The 18,075-nt window shown below is 43.5% G+C and carries 18 protein-coding genes and 1 other annotated feature; all 18 genes read right to left on the bottom strand.

The annotated features are described in order from the left end of the window. Positions 1-38: 38 nt before the first annotated feature. Positions 39-2,117, bottom strand: a complete 2,079-nt coding sequence (fusA, locus tag F9802_RS16960) for an elongation factor G (RefSeq protein ID WP_152154093.1) — start codon at positions 2,115-2,117, stop codon at positions 39-41. 45 nt (positions 2,118-2,162) lie between these two features. After that, a complete protein-coding gene (rpsG, locus tag F9802_RS16955; protein WP_152154091.1) occupies positions 2,163-2,633 on the bottom strand; it encodes a 30S ribosomal protein S7 in 471 nt (156 codons plus the stop codon). Between the two features lie 43 nt (positions 2,634-2,676). After that, positions 2,677-3,099 (bottom strand): 30S ribosomal protein S12, encoded by a 423-nt coding sequence (gene rpsL / locus F9802_RS16950; RefSeq protein ID WP_152154089.1) that lies wholly within the window; start codon positions 3,097-3,099, stop codon positions 2,677-2,679. Between the two features lie 94 nt (positions 3,100-3,193). After that, positions 3,194-3,445: a 50S ribosomal protein L7ae-like protein gene (locus F9802_RS16945; protein ID WP_152154087.1), complete on the bottom strand. Its 252-nt coding sequence runs from the start codon at positions 3,443-3,445 to the stop codon at positions 3,194-3,196. Between the two features lie 183 nt (positions 3,446-3,628). Then, on the bottom strand, positions 3,629-7,222 hold the full coding sequence (gene rpoC, locus F9802_RS16940; RefSeq protein WP_152154085.1) for a DNA-directed RNA polymerase subunit beta': 3,594 nt from the start codon (positions 7,220-7,222) through the stop codon (positions 3,629-3,631). A gap of 108 nt (positions 7,223-7,330) precedes the next feature. Beyond that, entirely contained in the window at positions 7,331-10,885 is a 3,555-nt protein-coding gene (gene rpoB / locus F9802_RS16935; protein WP_152154082.1) for a DNA-directed RNA polymerase subunit beta, read from the bottom strand. Between the two features lie 247 nt (positions 10,886-11,132). Next, a complete protein-coding gene (locus F9802_RS16930) occupies positions 11,133-11,732 on the bottom strand; it encodes a class I SAM-dependent methyltransferase (RefSeq protein ID WP_152154080.1) in 600 nt (199 codons plus the stop codon). Positions 11,733-11,887: 155 nt separating this feature from the next. Beyond that, entirely contained in the window at positions 11,888-12,253 is a 366-nt protein-coding gene (rplL, locus tag F9802_RS16925) for a 50S ribosomal protein L7/L12 (protein ID WP_152154078.1), read from the bottom strand. A gap of 66 nt (positions 12,254-12,319) precedes the next feature. After that, positions 12,320-12,820 carry a 50S ribosomal protein L10 gene (rplJ, locus tag F9802_RS16920; protein WP_152154076.1) on the bottom strand — a complete coding sequence of 167 codons (501 nt, stop codon included), beginning with the start codon at positions 12,818-12,820 and terminating at the stop codon, positions 12,320-12,322. A 70-nt stretch (positions 12,821-12,890) separates the two neighbouring features. Further along, positions 12,891-13,035 (bottom strand) — a sequence feature (ribosomal protein L10 leader region). 45 nt (positions 13,036-13,080) lie between these two features. Beyond that, complete coding sequence (gene rplA, locus F9802_RS16915; protein WP_152154074.1) at positions 13,081-13,782, bottom strand: 50S ribosomal protein L1; 702 nt, start codon at positions 13,780-13,782, stop codon at positions 13,081-13,083. 119 nt (positions 13,783-13,901) lie between these two features. Further along, positions 13,902-14,327, bottom strand: coding sequence for a 50S ribosomal protein L11 (rplK, locus tag F9802_RS16910; protein ID WP_046180700.1), 426 nt, complete (start codon positions 14,325-14,327; stop codon positions 13,902-13,904). A gap of 164 nt (positions 14,328-14,491) precedes the next feature. Continuing rightward, positions 14,492-15,025 carry a transcription termination/antitermination protein NusG gene (gene nusG / locus F9802_RS16905; protein ID WP_152154072.1) on the bottom strand — a complete coding sequence of 178 codons (534 nt, stop codon included), beginning with the start codon at positions 15,023-15,025 and terminating at the stop codon, positions 14,492-14,494. A 147-nt stretch (positions 15,026-15,172) separates the two neighbouring features. Further along, complete coding sequence (gene secE, locus F9802_RS16900; RefSeq protein WP_152154070.1) at positions 15,173-15,358, bottom strand: preprotein translocase subunit SecE; 186 nt, start codon at positions 15,356-15,358, stop codon at positions 15,173-15,175. Positions 15,359-15,461: 103 nt separating this feature from the next. After that, a complete protein-coding gene (gene rpmG, locus F9802_RS16895) occupies positions 15,462-15,608 on the bottom strand; it encodes a 50S ribosomal protein L33 (protein WP_152154069.1) in 147 nt (48 codons plus the stop codon). Between the two features lie 71 nt (positions 15,609-15,679). Further along, a complete protein-coding gene (gene sigH / locus F9802_RS16890; RefSeq protein ID WP_404799180.1) occupies positions 15,680-16,324 on the bottom strand; it encodes an RNA polymerase sporulation sigma factor SigH in 645 nt (214 codons plus the stop codon). A gap of 71 nt (positions 16,325-16,395) precedes the next feature. Beyond that, a complete protein-coding gene (locus F9802_RS16885) occupies positions 16,396-16,905 on the bottom strand; it encodes an NYN domain-containing protein (RefSeq protein WP_152154065.1) in 510 nt (169 codons plus the stop codon). Positions 16,906-16,907: 2 nt separating this feature from the next. Continuing rightward, entirely contained in the window at positions 16,908-17,651 is a 744-nt protein-coding gene (gene rlmB / locus F9802_RS16880; protein WP_152154173.1) for a 23S rRNA (guanosine(2251)-2'-O)-methyltransferase RlmB, read from the bottom strand. A 2-nt stretch (positions 17,652-17,653) separates the two neighbouring features. Then, entirely contained in the window at positions 17,654-18,073 is a 420-nt protein-coding gene (locus F9802_RS16875) for a Mini-ribonuclease 3 (RefSeq protein WP_152154063.1), read from the bottom strand. Positions 18,074-18,075: the final 2 nt, after the last annotated feature.

Here is an 18,075-nt window from a genome sequence, read left to right as displayed (position 1 = left end):
TACATTGTATTTATACTTGATTAAGAGGTATAAATCAATTATTCGCCTTTGTTTTTCTTGATGATTTCTTCGGAAACTGATTTCGGCACTTCTTCGTAGTGGTCAAACTGCATAGAATACGTTCCGCGTCCTTGTGTGTTGGAACGCAATGAAGTTGCGTAGCCGAACATTTCAGAAAGTGGAACAAATGCTTTTACTACTTGAGCGTTACCGCGGGCTTCCATACCTTCCACGCGTCCGCGGCGGGAAGTGATATCACCCATAATATCTCCAAGGTATTCATCAGGAATAACAACTTCTACTTTCATCGTTGGCTCTAAAAGAACCGGATTACACTTAGAAGCAGCGTTTTTTAGAGCCATGGATGCAGCAATTTTAAATGCCATTTCACTGGAGTCAACATCATGGTAAGAACCATCATACAGTCTCGCCTTAATATCGACTAGCGGATAGCCGGCTAATACGCCGTTTTGCAATGCATCTTCCAGACCTGCTTGAACAGCCGGAATATATTCTCGAGGAACAACCCCTCCAACGATGCCGTTTACGAATTCAAAACCGGCGCCTTCTTCGTTAGGTGTAAACTCGATCCATACGTGTCCGTATTGTCCACGTCCACCGGATTGGCGGGCAAATTTCCCTTCAACTTGAGCAGAACCACGGAACGTTTCACGGTAAGCTACTTGTGGAGCACCAACGTTGGCTTCCACTTTAAACTCACGACGCATGCGGTCTACAAGAACATCAAGGTGAAGCTCACCCATACCGGAAATGATAACTTGCCCAGTTTCAGGGTTCGTTTCCGCACGGAATGTCGGATCTTCTTCTTGAAGCTTTTGCAGTGCCGTTGACATTTTGGCCTGGTCAGCTTTTGACTTAGGTTCAACAGACAGGGAAATAACCGGTTCCGGGAATTCCATTGACTCTAAGATGACAAGGCTTTTCTCGTCACAAAGAGTATCACCTGTTGCCGTATCTTTCAAACCAACTGCAGCCGCGATATCGCCTGAATGAACAATCGCGATTTCTTCACGAGAGTTCGCATGCATTTGCAGGATACGTCCTACACGCTCACGCTTGCCTTTAGTTGAGTTTTGAACGTATGAACCGGAATTAAGGGTACCGGAATATACGCGGAAGAACGTCAATTTACCAACATAAGGGTCAGTCATAACTTTAAATGCCAACGCAGAGAATGGCGCATCGTCTGAAGATGGACGAGTCACTTCTTCTTCTGTATCAGGGAGAATACCAGTAATATCAGCAACGTCAGTTGGAGCTGGAAGGTAGTCAATGACAGCATCAAGTACGAGTTGAACGCCTTTGTTTTTGAAAGCTGTTCCGCAAAGAACAGGGAAGAATTCAACATTGAGTGTACCTTTACGGATCGCAGCTTTGATTTCTGGAATCGTTACTTCTTCTCCGCCTAGGTATTTCTCCATGATTTCTTCATCAAATTCTGAAATGGCCTCAATTAACTTTTCACGGTACTCTTCAGCTTTGGCCTGCATATCTTCAGGAATATCTCCCACTTCGGTATCAGTTCCAAGGTCGTTGCCGTAGAAAGTAGCTTTCATTTCAATTAAATCGATAATGCCGCGAAACTCATCTTCAGCTCCAATTGGAAGTTGAATCGGATGAGCGTTTGCCATTAAGCGATCGTTAATTGTACCAACGGAATACAAGAAGTCCGCACCGATTTTGTCCATTTTGTTAACGAATACGATACGTGGTACTCCGTAAGTAGTTGCTTGGCGCCAAACAGTTTCTGTTTGCGGTTCAACTCCGGATTGGGCATCCAATACAGTTACCGCACCATCAAGAACACGAAGGGAACGCTCAACTTCAACAGTGAAGTCTACGTGGCCAGGTGTATCGATGATGTTAACACGGTGCCCTTTCCATTGTGCAGTTGTTGCAGCAGATGTAATTGTAATACCGCGCTCTTGTTCTTGCTCCATCCAGTCCATTTGGGAAGCACCTTCGTGCGTCTCTCCAAGTTTATGGATACGGCCTGTATAATAGAGAATACGCTCGGTAGTTGTTGTTTTACCAGCATCGATGTGAGCCATGATACCGATATTTCGAGTGTTTTCTAAGGAGAACTCTCTTGCCATGAATGTCTTTCTCCTTCCTTAGTTAGGTTAATTTTAAAAATAATCTTACCAGCGGTAATGAGCAAATGCTTTGTTTGCTTCTGCCATTTTGTGCGTGTCTTCGCGCTTCTTAACTGAAGCACCAGTGTTGTTAGCTGCATCAAGGATTTCAGCTGATAGGCGTTCTTCCATTGTTTTCTCGCCGCGCAGACGAGAATAGTTAACTAACCAACGAAGACCAAGAGTTGTGCGGCGTTCAGGACGAACCTCAACTGGCACCTGGTAGTTTGCACCACCTACACGGCGTGCTTTAACCTCTAATACTGGCATGATGTTTTTAATGGCTTGATCAAATACTTCCATTGGATCTTTACCCGTGCGCTCACGGATAATATCAAATGATGCGTAAAGAATGGCTTGTGATTTACCTCTTTTACCGTCAACCATCATTTTGTTGATGAGACGGGTAACTAGCTTCGAGTTGTACAATGGATCTGGAAGTACATCTCTCTTCGCTACAGGACCTTTACGTGGCATGTGATTTCCTCCTTTCGTGTAATTCCTTCATTATATTAACGATTTATTTTTTAGCTTCTTTTGGACGCTTCATTCCGTATTTAGAACGGCCTTGACGGCGAGTTTCAACACCGGCAGTATCAAGCGCACCGCGGACTACGTGATAACGTACACCCGGTAAATCTTTTACTCTTCCTCCACGGATCAAAACAACACTGTGTTCTTGAAGGTTGTGGCCAATACCAGGAATATAAGCATTCACTTCGATGCCGTTGCTCAAACGAACACGGGCATATTTACGCAAAGCCGAGTTAGGCTTTTTAGGAGTCATCGTACCAACACGTGTACATACTCCACGCTTTTGTGGTGAATTAATATCCGTTTGCACTTTTTTGAAGCTGTTGTAGCCTTTGTTAAGTGCTGGTGATTTGGAATTAGCTGATTTTGATTTACGAGGTTTACGCACTAACTGGTTAATAGTAGGCATGTAAAGATCCTCCCTTCCTTTTTTCTTAAGCCCACACATCCAGGTGGACCATTTTAAAGTAAAAACAAAGTCTTTGCAATTCAATGCAAAAACATTATTCATTAATAATAGCAACAGCTGCTGCCTTGACATCAATCCCACATGTTTTTCCTAATTTCAGCATAGAATCCACATAAGTAACAGGCACTGCTTTTTGTTCCGCCAACTCCGTCACTTTTTTAACTAAGAGAGGGCTGGCATCAGCAGCGATCATCACTTGCTGTGCTTGATTTCTTTCAAGAGCTTTCACTGTTTGTTTTGTTCCTATCGCCAAACTTTGGGCCTTCGCTACTTTATCGTAAGACATATAGATATCCTCCAAAGTAACAAGGTTCATAGGAGCACCTTGATTATATTATCATTCATGTTTTTAAATGTCAACCGTGAAAATAAATTATTATAACGGAGCCGAACAAGTCGGCTCCGTTCAAATAATTTACTGGAAGTGCAGCAGCCTTTCAACCACTTCGTTCCACTCGCGGACACTTAACTATTCTACTGGTACCGATTCTTCAGATGAAGCTAAAACGGGTTCTGAATTCCGGTATCGCTGCATACCTGTTCCGGCTGGAACAAGTTTTCCGATAATCACGTTTTCTTTCAAACCGAGCAGTTCATCACGTTTTCCTTTAATCGCAGCATCTGTCAGGACACGAGTCGTTTCCTGGAACGATGCAGCGGATAAAAATGAGTCTGTTTCAAGTGATGCTTTTGTAATACCAAGAAGTACAGGTCTTCCCGTTGCCGGCGCGTTGCCTTCAAGCAATGCTTTTTCGTTCGCATCCCTGAACTGATGGATCTCAAGCAGGCTTCCTGGCAGTACATCCGTTTCTCCTGCATCAAGCACGCGTACTTTGCGAAGCATTTGGCGCACCATCACTTCAATATGTTTATCGCCGATTTCTACCCCTTGCATCCGGTATACTTTCTGGACTTCCCGCAATAAGTATTCCTGCACGGAGGAGACATCGGTGATCTTCAAGTATTCTTTCGGATCAATTGACCCTTCCGTCAACTCCTGGCCACGGGTTACTCGGTCGTTAACGGCTACTTTTAAGCGAGCTGTGTAAGGAGCCGTATATGTGCGGCTTTCGATATCGCTTTGCAGGACGATTTCCTGCTGGCGGTCACGCCCTTCGTTGATCGCTGTAACAACACCTTCAATTTCAGATATAACGGCCTGCCCTTTAGGGTTACGCGCTTCGAACAATTCCTGGATACGCGGCAAACCTTGAGTAATATCGTCTCCGGCTACCCCGCCCGTATGGAATGTACGCATCGTCAGCTGTGTACCTGGTTCTCCGATCGATTGAGCAGCGATGATACCGACCGCTTCTCCCACTTCAACTTGCTGTCCGGTTGCAAGATTGCGGCCGTAACATTTTTTACACACGCCGTGGCGGGTGTTACAAGTAAAGGCGGATCGGATCCACACTTCTTCAATGCCTGCATCAATGATGACATTCGTCATGTCTTCATCGATCAAGTCATTTTCTCTGGCGATGATTTCGCCGGTTTCAGGGTGTACGAGTGTTTTTCTGGCGTGACGGCCAATCAGGCGTTCATCCAGTGGTTCGATGACCTCTGTTCCTTCTGTAATTGAACCGATGAGAAGGCCGCGGTCTGTTCCGCAGTCATCTTCACGAACAATGACATCCTGGGCTACATCGACAAGACGGCGTGTTAAGTAACCTGAATCCGCTGTTTTAAGAGCCGTATCGGCAAGACCTTTACGCGCTCCGTGTGTCGAAATAAAGTACTCCAATACAGTTAATCCTTCGCGGAAACTTGATTTGATCGGAAGCTCGATAATTCGTCCGGCCGGGTTGGCCATCAAACCACGCATACCCGCAAGCTGGGTAAAGTTAGAAGCGTTACCACGGGCGCCTGAATCACTCATCATAAAGATTGGGTTGCGCTTATCCAAAGAAGCCATTAACTTGCCTTGGATGGTGTCTTTCGCTGCACTCCAGATAGAGATGACACGATCGTAACGCTCTTCTTCCGTAATTAAACCACGGCGGAACTGCTTCATGACGTTATCCACTTTTAATTGCGCTTCTTTCAAAATTGTTTCTTTTTCAGCTAATACGACGATATCGGCAACACCGACCGTAATACCAGCTTTTGTCGAATACTTAAACCCTAGATCTTTCATGCGGTCAAGCATTTTGGACGTTTCTGTAATTTTAAAACGTTTAAACACTTCAGCGATGATGTTTCCAAGTATTTTCTTCTTAAACGGAGCAACAATCTCTTGTTTTTGAATGTATTCTTTTACATTTTCAGCTAATTCAACGAAATACTTTTCTGGTGTCTTCACTACAAGATTCGTATTTGTCGGCTCGTTAATATAAGGGAAGGTATCCGGAAGAATTTCGTTAAAAATTAACTTCCCGACAGTTGTAATTAACAGCTTGCCGTTTTGCTCTTCAGTAAATGTTTGGTTATTTAATGAAGAAGCAGCCACAGCAACCCGAGTGTGAAGATGAACATAGCCACTTTGATAGGCAATCAATGCTTCATTCACATCTTTAAATACCATGCCTTCGCCAATAGCTTCTTCACGCTCAAGGGTTAGGTAATAGTTACCTAATACCATATCCTGGGAAGGAGTAACAACTGGTTTACCGTCTTTTGGATTCAAGATATTCTGAGCTGCCAGCATTAACATCCGTGCTTCTGCTTGTGCTTCTGCTGACAGCGGAACGTGAACGGCCATCTGGTCACCATCAAAGTCAGCATTGTATGCTGTACAAACGAGCGGGTGAAGACGAATAGCGCGTCCTTCTACTAACGTAGGTTCAAATGCTTGTATGCCGAGACGGTGAAGCGTTGGTGCACGGTTTAGAAGAACCGGATGTTCTCTGATTACTTCCTCAAGTACATCCCACACTTCCGGCTGAACGCGTTCAATTTTGCGTTTCGCACTTTTAATATTATGGGCAAGGCCTTTTTCTACAAGTTCTTTCATAACGAAAGGCTTGAACAATTCAAGTGCCATTTCTTTCGGAAGGCCACACTGATACATTTTCAAGTTTGGTCCAACGACGATAACAGAACGGCCAGAATAGTCAACACGCTTTCCTAGCAAGTTTTGACGGAAGCGCCCTTGTTTTCCCTTTAGCATATGAGAAAGGGATTTTAACGGGCGGTTACCTGGTCCCGTTACAGGACGGCCGCGGCGGCCATTGTCGATTAATGCATCGACTGCCTCTTGAAGCATCCGCTTTTCATTTTGAACAATGATGCTTGGCGCACCAAGATCAAGCAATCGTTTTAAACGATTGTTTCTGTTAATAACGCGGCGGTATAAATCATTCAAGTCGGAAGTCGCAAAACGGCCGCCATCAAGCTGAACCATCGGGCGAAGTTCTGGTGGAATTACGGGAAGAACATCAAGAATCATCCAATCCGGATTGTTTCCTGAATGGCGGAATGCTTCAATGACTTCCAAGCGTTTGATTGCTCTTGTCCGGCGCTGGCCTTGTGCACTCTTCAATTCTTCTTTAAGAAATTCCACTTCTTTTTCCAGGTCAATATCTTGAAGAAGCTTTTTAATTGCTTCTGCACCCATCGAAGCCTGGAATTTACTTCCGTACTTATCACGGTAAGCACGGAATTCTTTTTCAGAAAGCAGCTGCTTTTTCTCAAGCGCTGTATCACCGGCTTCTGTAACTACGTAAGAAGCAAAATAAATCACTTCTTCAAGCGCACGCGGGGACATATCTAATACAAGCCCCATACGGCTCGGAATGCCTTTGAAGTACCAAATATGTGAAACAGGAGCAGCTAGTTCAATATGGCCCATACGCTCACGGCGAACTTTCGCTTTAGTTACTTCCACGCCGCAGCGGTCGCAGACGACGCCTTTATAACGAACTCTCTTATACTTCCCACAATGACATTCCCAGTCTTTTGTAGGTCCAAAAATACGCTCACAAAACAATCCGTCTTTTTCTGGCTTTAACGTACGATAGTTGATCGTTTCCGGTTTTTTTACTTCACCATATGACCAAGATCGAATTTTATCGGGTGATGCCAGACCGATTTTCATGTATTCAAAGTTGTTTACATCTAGCAAGGGGCCTACCTCCCTTTTAGTCTACAGGTTTTACCCAGTATGCTTAAACTGCTGTTTATTAAAGACAGCCGGAGAAAGCTGTTTGGAATTCTCCGGCCGGCTGGTTAATTACTCCGTTGAACTTACTTTTTCAGACACATTTTCTTCAGGGGCAATATTTAATGTATCTGCCTGCTGAATGTCGTCTTCATCTTCTAAATCACGCATTTCAATTTCCTGATCGTCTCCGGACATAATTTTTACGTCCATCCCTAAGCTTTGAAGTTCTTTAATCAACACTTTAAATGATTCTGGAACTCCCGGCTCCGGAACATTTTCACCTTTGACGATCGCTTCATATGTTTTTACACGGCCAACAATATCATCGGATTTTACAGTAAGAATTTCTTGCAGTGTATAAGCGGCACCATAAGCTTCAAGTGCCCACACTTCCATCTCACCGAAACGCTGTCCGCCAAACTGAGCTTTTCCGCCGAGCGGCTGCTGGGTAACGAGCGAATATGGTCCTGTTGAGCGGGCATGGAGCTTGTCATCAACCATGTGCGCCAATTTGATCATATACATGATACCAACAGAAACACGATTGTCGAATGGTTCCCCGCTGCGGCCATCGTATAAGACTGTTTTGGCGTCACGTGACATACCAGCCTCTTCAATTGTTTCCCAAACATCATCTTCTGTCGCTCCGTCAAATACTGGGGTCGCTATATGCAACCCTAAATAGCGGGCTGCCATACCTAAGTGAAGCTCCATTACTTGACCGATGTTCATACGGGAAGGTACTCCTAATGGGTTTAACATGATGTCGACCGGAGTGCCATCTGGAAGGTAAGGCATATCTTCTTCCGGTAAAATCCGGGAGATAACCCCTTTATTCCCATGTCGGCCGGCCATTTTATCCCCTTCAGAGATTTTACGTTTTTGAACAATATACACACGAACGAGCTGATTCACACCAGGCGGCAGTTCGTCGCCGTCTTCACGGTTAAATACTTTTACGTCAAGAACGATTCCGCCTCCTCCATGTGGTACACGTAAGGACGTATCGCGCACTTCACGCGCTTTTTCACCGAAGATGGCGTGTAAAAGCCTTTCTTCTGCAGTTAGTTCCGTTACACCTTTTGGCGTTACTTTACCGACGAGCAAGTCGCCGTCTTTTACTTCTGCCCCGATACGGATAATTCCGCGCTCATCAAGGTTGCGCAGCGCGTCTTCTCCGACGTTCGGAATATCACGAGTGATTTCTTCCGGTCCAAGCTTTGTATCGCGGGATTCTGATTCATATTCTTCAATATGAATCGATGTATATACGTCGTCTTTCACGAGTCTTTCGCTCATGATGATGGCATCTTCATAGTTGTAACCATCCCACGTCATAAAGGCAACCATTACGTTGCGTCCTAAAGCAAGTTCACCTTTTTCCATGGAAGGACCATCGGCAAGGATTTCCCCTTTTGTCACGCGGTCACCAGCACTGACAATTGGGCGCTGATTATAGCATGTCCCCTGGTTAGAACGGATGAACTTGAGCAGGCGATATTTATCCAAATCACCTTTCACTTCTTTCCCGTCCACTTCCTCAAGGCGGCGCACCCAGATTTCCCGGGATTCCACATGCTCAACGATTCCTTCGCGCTTACAAATAACTGCAGCTCCAGAATCTTTCCCTGAAACATATTCCATCCCTGTACCGACAATTGGAGATTCCGGTTGCATTAAAGGCACGGCTTGACGTTGCATGTTCGCTCCCATTAAAGCACGGTTGGAGTCATCATTCTCCAAGAATGGAATACAAGCCGTCGCAGCAGATACTACTTGTTTTGGTGAAACGTCCATATAGTCCACGCGCTCGCGTTTAACTACTGTGTTTTCACTTCGGAAGCGAGCTACTACCTCTTCTTCAACGAATGAACCATCTTCATTAAGCAGAACATTTGCCTGTGCTACAACGTAATTGTCTTCTTCATCAGCTGTTAAATAATCAATCCGGCTCGTTACTTTTCCTGTATCAGGATCTACTTTACGGTATGGTGTTTCGATAAAGCCGAAACGGTTTACTTTGGCGTAAGAAGATAACGAGTTGATCAGCCCGATATTCGGTCCCTCAGGCGTTTCAATCGGACACATCCGGCCATAGTGGGAATAGTGAACGTCCCGGACTTCAAAGCCCGCGCGCTCTCTCGTTAATCCACCAGGTCCGAGAGCAGATAAACGGCGCTTATGCGTCAGTTCCGCCAGCGGATTCGTTTGGTCCATGAACTGCGAAAGCTGAGAGCTTCCAAAAAACTCTTTAATGGACGCAATAACCGGCCGGATATTAATAAGCTGCTGCGGCGTAATTGTATTCGTATCTTGAATGGACATACGCTCACGAACAACACGTTCCATACGGGATAAACCGATTCGGAACTGGTTTTGAAGCAATTCTCCGACCGAACGAAGACGACGGTTTCCTAAGTGGTCGATATCATCTGTATCTCCAACACCATATAACAAGTTAAAAAAGTAGCCAATGGATGAAATAATATCCGCTGGAGTGATGTGTTTTACATTTTCTTCAGGGAATCCGTTTCCAATGACGTTAATAACACGTTCCTCTTCACTGTTCGGTGCGTAAATCTTAATGGATTGGACAACGATGTCTTCTTCCACTACCCCGCCTGACTGGCGATATGTTTTAAAGCCGACACCGTTTTCCAGGTTGGGAATGATTTTATCAAGTGCACGGCGGTCAAGAAGCGTCCCTTCCTCAGCGATAATTTCGCCAGTTTCCGGGTCAGCTAACGTCTCTGCCAGGCGCTGTCCAAACAAGCGGTTTTTCGTGTGAAGCTTTTTATTCATTTTATAACGCCCAACACTGGCCAAGTCATACCGTTTCGGGTCAAAGAAACGGGAAACAAGCAAACTTTTGGCGTTATCAACCGTTGGAGGTTCACCTGGACGAAGCCGCTCATAAATTTCGATAAGTGCTTTTTCCGTGCTCTCCGTGTTGTCTTTTTCAAGTGTATTGCGGATATATTCGTTATCGCCGATAAGATCGATGATTTCTTGATCAGAGCCAAACCCTAGAGAGCGCAGCAGTACCGTAATTGGTAATTTACGCGTGCGGTCAATACGAACATACACAATGTCTTTTGCATCTGTTTCATATTCCAACCAAGCTCCACGGTTTGGAATGACAGTAGCAGTAAAGCCGCGCTTTCCGTTTTTGTCCAGTTTTCCGCTGTAATACACACTCGGAGAACGAACAAGCTGGGAGACAATAACGCGTTCTGCCCCATTGATAATAAATGTTCCTGTTTCAGTCATAAGCGGAAAATCGCCCATGAACACTTCCTGATCCTTTACTTCACCAGTCTCTTTGTTTAAAAGACGGACTTTTACTCGAAGTGGAGCCGAATAAGTTACATCGCGCTCCTTAGACTCATCCACCGGATATTTCGGTTCTCCGAGACTGTAATCGATAAATTCCAGTGCAAGATTACCAGTGAAATCTTCGATAGGAGAAATATCCTGAAACATTTCTCTCAAGCCCTCATCAAGAAACCACTGATAGGAGGATGTTTGGATTTCAATAAGATTTGGTAATTCTAAAACTTCACTAATGCGCGCATAACTTCTGCGCTGGCGGTGTCGTCCATACTGAACTAGTTGACCTATCAACTGATTCACCCCTCAAATCAAGCGTTTTAGTTGCCTATATACCTCTCTTAAGCAGACGGCTAGTCTTGCTGTAAGACAAAAAGAAAAAGGGTTTTTCAAAGAAAACCTCATTTTTGCACATGATGAACTATTATTTTATCATCGTAGCCATTTTAACCAATAATTATACAAACTAATTTATTTTAGCAAAAATGGACACAAATATTATATTGGCATTTTATAATAATACCATAGAGCCTTTTGCCAGTCAACGCTTTTCAGCTTTGATGATATAGTACCCTTTTGAGCGATGGACCGTTTCCACTTCCTTAAACAGCGATTCCATTTCTTTAATAGCAGAAGGAGCTCCTTGTTTTTTCTGAATAACGACCCATAACGTTCCACCTTCAGTTAACTTTTCATAACTTTGGCGAAAAATATCAAACACAATTTTTTTCCCTGCCCGGATCGGCGGGTTCGTTAACACCGCTGCAAAACCTGACTCACTGACCCTTTCAAGCCGGTCACTTTCATAAATCTTAACATTCCCTATTTTGTTGAGTCGGGCATTCTCCTTTGCCAACGAAAGCGCCCGCTGATTCACATCAATCATATGAACCACTCTTTCAGATGAAGCAGCAACCGCCAGACCTATCGGACCATAACCGCATCCAACATCAAGAAACGGCCCTTCAACTAATGGTGCTTGAAATGTCTCAATCAAAAGGCGCGAGCCAAAGTCTACTTCTTTTTTAGAAAAAACACCAGCATCTGTTTTAAAGCGGAACGTCCGGCCCTTCAGGGGATACTCCCAAAATACCGGGTTACTTTCACTATCCGGTGTTTGCGAAAAATAATGGTTAGTCACACCCATTCCTCCACTCCGGCAATTTAATAGAAAAGCGGAAGCGCCTGTTTTGCCTCGAGGGCTAGGCGCTGCAGCTGGACAACAGCCTTACTTTTATTCAAACAAATAAAAGCCCGCTGGATCCAGCGGACTTTTTGTTGTTTGTTAATACAAAATTACTTAACTTCTACGCCAGCGCCAACTTCTTCAAGTTTAGCTTTGATTTCTTCAGCTTCTTCTTTAGAAGCAGCTTCTTTAACTGGTTTTGGAGTGTTATCAACAAGTTCTTTCGCTTCTTTAAGACCAAGGCCTGTAATTTCACGAACAACTTTAATAACTTTGATTTTTTGAGCGCCTGCTTCAGTAAGCACAACGTCAAATTCAGTTTGCTCAGCTGCAGCCTCTCCGCCGGCAGCTCCGCCTGCTACTGCTACAGGAGCAGCTGCAGTTACACCAAATTCTTCTTCGATAGCTTTTACTAAGTCGTTTAAGTCAAGAACGGACATTTCTTTAATCGCATCAATGATTTGCTCTTTAGTCATTTTAAAACTTCCTCCTTATTTTTACATTCTAATTTATTCGTTCACGCGGCTTCTGAAAAAATCAGCTTACGCGCCTTGTTCTTCTTTTTGATCGGCAACGGCTTTTGTTGCAAGAGCGAAGTTGCGCATTGGAGCTTGCAACACGCTGAGTAGCATAGAAAGAAGTCCTTCGCGGGATGGAAGTTCAGCAAGAGCTTTCACTTCTTCTGCCGATACTAGGTTCCCTTCAAGAACACCTGCTTTAATTTCTAACGCTTCGTTTTCTTTCGCAAAGCTGTTAAGAATTTTTGCCGGTGCAATTACATCTTCTGTACTGAAAGCAACCGCATTCGGTCCAGTTAGAAATTCATCTAATCCGGAAATTTCCGCAGTTTCAGCTGCACGGCGAGTTAAAGTGTTTTTGTATACTTTAAACTCAACGCCCGCTTCACGAAGCTGCTTGCGAAGCTCAGTTACTTGACTCACTGTTAAACCGCGGTAGTCTACTACTACTGTAGAAGCACTGTTCTTGAATTTATCAGCAATATCATTTACTAACTGTTTCTTTTGCTCGATTACATTGCTCATCTTTACACCTCCTGTAGATTTCTGCGGAAAAGTATGCACTTTTCCATTCTGCCTGTCCATTCATACCTTACATGCAAGTAAAAAACCTCCATGCCCGGTAGACATGGAGGTTACGAAAAGCACGGCAAACGGCCACACTATATATATTCGTATTACCTCGGCGGGAAATTAAGCTTTTCAGCTCCTGCTGTCTACGGTATAAATGATCATATTATTTCACAACAGAATGTATTATATCACATATAAAATCTGTTGTCAACTTAATTTACAGCAACTACAGAAGAAGGATCTACTTTAATGCCAGGGCCCATCGTTGAAGTGATTGTAACATTCTTCATGTATGTGCCTTTAGCTGCTGACGGCTTCGCTTTTAACATTGTTTCAAAAATTGCGTTAAAGTTTTCAACTAGTTTTTCGTTGTCGAAAGAAACTTTACCAATCGGAACATGAATGTTTCCAGCTTTATCTACGCGGTATTCTACTTTACCTGCTTTGATTTCTTCCACTGCTTTTGTTACATCAAATGTAACTGTGCCAGTTTTAGGGTTTGGCATAAGACCTTTAGGTCCAAGCACACGGCCGAGTTTACCGACTTCACCCATCATGTCAGGAGTAGCTACGATTACATCAAACTCAAACCAACCTTGTTGGATTTTAGTAATGAAATCAGCATCACCTACGTAATCAGCACCTGCTGCTTCTGCTTCTTTCGCTTTTTCACCTTTAGCAAACACTAAAACTTTTTGTGTTTTACCAGTACCGTTTGGAAGCACAACCGCTCCACGGATTTGCTGGTCAGCCTTCTTCGGATCAACTCCGAGACGGAAAGCTGCCTCTACTGTTGCATCAAATTTTGCAAAATTAGTTTTCTTTACTAATTCAACTGCTTCATCAAGTCCATAAGCTGTTGTACGATCAACAAGCTTCGCGGCTTCTTGAAAGTTTTTACCTTTTTTAGCCATGTTAAAATTTCCTCCTTATGTGGTTTTAGCGGAATAACCTCCCACGAATAAAGGTTGCGCGTGAAGTAATAGGAAATACATTCACAGCGCAACCCTTGAACAACAACATCTACAAACAATTAGTCTTCGATCACAATACCCATGCTGCGGGCAGTACCTTCAACCATGCGCATAGCCGATTCAACATCAGCTGCGTTAAGGTCAGGCATTTTTGTTTCAGCGATTTCGCGAACTTTATCGCGTTTCACTGTAGCCACTTTATTGCGGTTTGGTTCACCAGAACCAGACTCAATACCTGCTGCTTTTTTAAGAAGAACAGCAGCCGGCGGAGTTTTTGTGATGAATGTAAATGAACGGTCTTCAAAAACTGAAATTTCAACCGGAATGATCAAACCAGCTTGATCCGCTGTACGCGCATTAAATTCCTTACAGAATCCCATGATATTAACACCAGCTTGACCAAGTGCAGGACCTACCGGCGGAGCAGGGTTAGCTTTACCTGCAGGGATTTGCAACTTAACAACTTTAATAACTTTTTTAGCCACGAGACACACCTCCTTAAGTCCGTGATGTGGTATTTGGGGTTTCCCCCTCCCACTCAATAACATCTTTAATATATAAAGATGATCAATTAAAATTAGTCTGTCTTAAAGACATACTGACTTAAAAATATTATCATTATTTACTTAATATTTCAAGCTGTTTTCCATTATAATTTATTCACCTGATTAAAATCAAGTTCAACCGGAGTTTCACGGCCAAACATATTCACAAGTACCTTCAACTTCGCTTTGTCAAAGTCGATTTCTTCGACCGTTCCTTCAAAGTTGGCAAATGGCCCCTCGTTCACGACTACTGTTTCACTCACTTCGAAGTCAACTTCTTTGCGTTTTTCATCCATGCCCATTTGTTTCAGAATGTTTTTTACTTCATCAGGCAAAAGCGGCGTCGGTTTTGATCCATGCCCGGAAGAACCGACAAACCCAGTTACGCCTGGTGTATTGCGAACCACATACCAAGAATCATCCGTCATGACAATTTCCACTAAAACATAGCCCGGGAAGACTTTACGTTTCGTAACTTTCTTTTTGCCATTTTTAATATCAGTTTCTTCTTCTTCAGGAACAATGACACGAAAGATTTTGTCTTGCATACCCATTGACTCTACACGCTTTTCCAGATTGGCTTTTACTTTATTTTCATATCCTGAATATGTGTGTACCACGTACCAATTCTTCTCCATAGAAAGGGACTAAGTGTCCTTCCCTCCTTTACTTTTGAAAAGCAAATGAAAAAACCCGTTGAAGCGGGCTTTTTTTTCTTCTCTATGATGTTTCATTATACCATATAGAAAAACAGTATATTCAAACCGAAACGATGAAGCTGCAAATTATAGAGCTAAAACCCACCGTACAATGGATGAGATACCTAAGTCAACCACCGCAAAAAAGATGGCCAGAAAGACTACAGTCGTAAGGACCGTCATTGTATATCCCGTCAGCTCTTTTTTCTTCGGCCAGCTGACTTTTCTAATTTCCGAACTTACGTTGCGGAAAAATTGTGTTATGCTCGACATTTCGAACCCTCCAAAAGGTAAAGTCTTTTCCTGCTGCATGGGCTAGAAAGCGCCATTTCGCCGGCTCGCTTATGCTTGTCACGGCTGAAAGCCACTTCCGCTTTTACTTAGTCTGTTTATGGATTGTATGACTGTTGCATGTGCGGCAAAATTTTTTTATTTCCAAACGTTCTTCACTGTTGGCTTTGCTGTGAGTGGAATAATTTCTAGAGCCGCACTCTGAACAAGCTAGTATTAATTTGTTTGTCACGGTGATGAGACCACCTTATCTATCTCAATTGTAAAAAGTAACATTATCAGCGAAACTAGTCAAGCCCTTCTCTACATCGTAATTTCTCTAAACTCAAGATAGCGTTCAAGTTTTCTCTTGACCCGCTGCAAGGCATTATCAATCGATTTTACGTGGCGGTTAAGTTCTTCCGATATTTCCTGGTACGACTGTCCATCCAAATATAAAGCTAATACTTTCCGTTCGAGATCACTTAACAATTCGTTCATTTTATCTTCGATGCTGCTGAATTGCTCCCGATTAATAATCAATTCTTCCGGGTTCATGATTTTTGCACCTGTGATCACATCCATCAACGTTCGGTCCGATTCTTCATCATAAATCGGCTTATCAAGCGAAATGTAAGAATTCAATGGAATATGTTTTTGCCTAGTAGCTGTCTTGATCGCAGTAATAATTTGTCTTGTGATACAAAGTTCAGCAAAAGCCTTAAATGTGGTTAGCTTGTCCTCTTTATAATCGCGAATAGCTTTATAGAGACCGATCATCCCCTCTTGCACGATATCTTCCCTATCGGCTCCAATTAAAAAATATGAACGTGCTTTCGCCCGGACAAAGTTTTTATACTTATGAATCAAATAATCCAGAGCATCACTATTACCATTATGGACAAGTTCTATGAGTTGCTCATCTTGAAGCGTTTCCAATGCTGTACTATTTGAACGGTTCAAACTCACACACATCCCCTCCGCCTGCAAAACCATAGATAGAAATATTATACAGTACGAATTTTTTGAACGTCAATGATTCATTTTTCACCGCGGCGCCATTTTTCAAAAACTTCTGCCACTTCATCCGTAAGAGGAATTTTAGAATTCGTCTTTCTTTCATGAAATTTCTTTAAGCTTTTGCCGATTTTTTTGCCTGTCAGTTCCAGTTCTGTAAGCAATTCTCGTGCGGAAACCCGCAAAGCCCCCTGTCCGAAAATCACCCATTGCTCTGTAAAATCTGAAGTCGCTACTGAAATTTGATTTTTTATATTGCTCAATTCGATCGCCAACTTTTCAATCCGCTCATCTGCTGACTCATTTTCCCTAGTAAAAATCACTTCCACTTTGAAATCCCGGTATTTCTTTTCAGTCCCTTTCACATAATGGGCATCAAAAACGACGATGACCCGGTAACCAGTAAAACCTTGATATTCAGCCATTAATTGAATCAGCCGGTCGCGCGCGGATGCGAGATCATGATTCTTCAACTTTCTAAGTTCCGGCCAGGCCCCAATTATGTTATAGCCGTCGACTATGAGGATGTTCATAGTTACTCCCCTAAAGGATGCCGCCTTCTGTACACTTCATACATCAATAAGCCTGCTGCTACGGAAGCATTTAAAGAAGTCACGCGGCCGGCCATAGGAAGCTGGATTAGAAAATCACACTTTTCTTTGATCAGGCGCCCCATGCCTTTTCCTTCGCTGCCAATAACCAGTCCGAGCGGCATTGTCCCGTCAAGCTGTCTGTAATCGTCGGCTCCTTTGGCGTCTGTGCCGGCAATCCATACACCACGCTCTTTTAATTCATCAATCGTCCGCGACAAGTTCGTGACCCGCACGACTGGAATGTATTCAATCGCTCCAGTCGACGCTTTTGCTACTGCAGCAGTCAATCCCACCGCCCGGCGTTTCGGAATAATAATGCCGTGAGCGCCTACAGCATCAGCCGTCCGCATAATCGACCCGAGGTTATGCGGGTCTTCAATTTCATCCAACAAAAGAAAAAATGGCGCTTCTCCGCTTTTTTCAGCCTTCTCAAATAAATCATCCAGTTCCGCATAATTATATGCAGCGACAGAAGCGACGACACCTTGATGATTTTCATCGCTCATTTGGTCTACTTTTTGCTTAGGCACAAATTGGACAAGTACATTTTTTTCTTTCGCTGCCTTAATGATTTGTTGCACCGATCCTCTTTGGGCTCCTTCCGCAATCCAAATTTTATTAATTTCCCGATCGGACCGTAACGCTTCCAGCACTGGGTTTCTGCCGGCAATAAATTCTTTGGACATCATCAATTTCCTCCTTTCTGTTCAATTTTTTGTTGAAGGCAAAATTCGATTACTTCGGCGAGCCGCTTTTCATTTCCTGTTAAAAACAACAGGCCGATCAGCGCTTCAAGAGCAGTGCTGTGCCGATAAGTTTGGACGTCGGTGTTTTTCGGAATTGTGCCTGACTTCGCATTGCGCCCTCTTTTGACAACAGCCAGCTCTTCTTCCGACAAAAAGTCACTTTCTATCATGTGATACAAAACGTTTGCCTGTGCTTTTGCGGAAACGTAGCGTGTAGCTTCCTTGTGAAGCTGATTCGGCTTGATTTTTCCAAGCTCCAACAAGTAGCGGCGGATGTGAACTTCATAAATAGCATCGCCCATATAAGCAAGGGCAAGACTGTTCATGAGCCTGGCTTCTTTTAAAGGTTTAAACTCCAGCATAG

It is taken from the genome of Bacillus aerolatus (assembly GCF_009183655.1).
In the GTDB taxonomy this organism is placed as follows: domain Bacteria; phylum Bacillota; class Bacilli; order Bacillales; family Domibacillaceae; genus Pseudobacillus; species Pseudobacillus aerolatus.
This window is presented reverse-complemented; position numbering and strand designations above follow the sequence as displayed.

What these genes read in the sequence shown, in the direction of transcription:
- rplA (WP_152154074.1), bottom strand. Translation starts at nt 13,782, where the DNA reads ATGGCTAAAAAAGGTAAAAACTTTCAAGAAGCCGCGAAGCTTGTTGAT.
- F9802_RS16875 (WP_152154063.1), bottom strand. Translation starts at nt 18,073, where the DNA reads ATGCTGGAGTTTAAACCTTTAAAAGAAGCCAGGCTCATGAACAGTCTT.
- secE (WP_152154070.1), bottom strand. Translation starts at nt 15,358, where the DNA reads ATGTCGAGCATAACACAATTTTTCCGCAACGTAAGTTCGGAAATTAGA.
- rplJ (WP_152154076.1), bottom strand. Translation starts at nt 12,820, where the DNA reads ATGAGCAATGTAATCGAGCAAAAGAAACAGTTAGTAAATGATATTGCT.
- rpsL (WP_152154089.1), bottom strand. Translation starts at nt 3,099, where the DNA reads ATGCCTACTATTAACCAGTTAGTGCGTAAACCTCGTAAATCAAAATCA.
- rplL (WP_152154078.1), bottom strand. Translation starts at nt 12,253, where the DNA reads ATGACTAAAGAGCAAATCATTGATGCGATTAAAGAAATGTCCGTTCTT.
- fusA (WP_152154093.1), bottom strand. Translation starts at nt 2,117, where the DNA reads ATGGCAAGAGAGTTCTCCTTAGAAAACACTCGAAATATCGGTATCATG.
- rlmB (WP_152154173.1), bottom strand. Translation starts at nt 17,651, where the DNA reads ATGTCCAAAGAATTTATTGCCGGCAGAAACCCAGTGCTGGAAGCGTTA.
- F9802_RS16885 (WP_152154065.1), bottom strand. Translation starts at nt 16,905, where the DNA reads ATGAACATCCTCATAGTCGACGGCTATAACATAATTGGGGCCTGGCCG.
- rpsG (WP_152154091.1), bottom strand. Translation starts at nt 2,633, where the DNA reads ATGCCACGTAAAGGTCCTGTAGCGAAGAGAGATGTACTTCCAGATCCA.
- F9802_RS16945 (WP_152154087.1), bottom strand. Translation starts at nt 3,445, where the DNA reads ATGTCTTACGATAAAGTAGCGAAGGCCCAAAGTTTGGCGATAGGAACA.
- nusG (WP_152154072.1), bottom strand. Translation starts at nt 15,025, where the DNA reads ATGGAGAAGAATTGGTACGTGGTACACACATATTCAGGATATGAAAAT.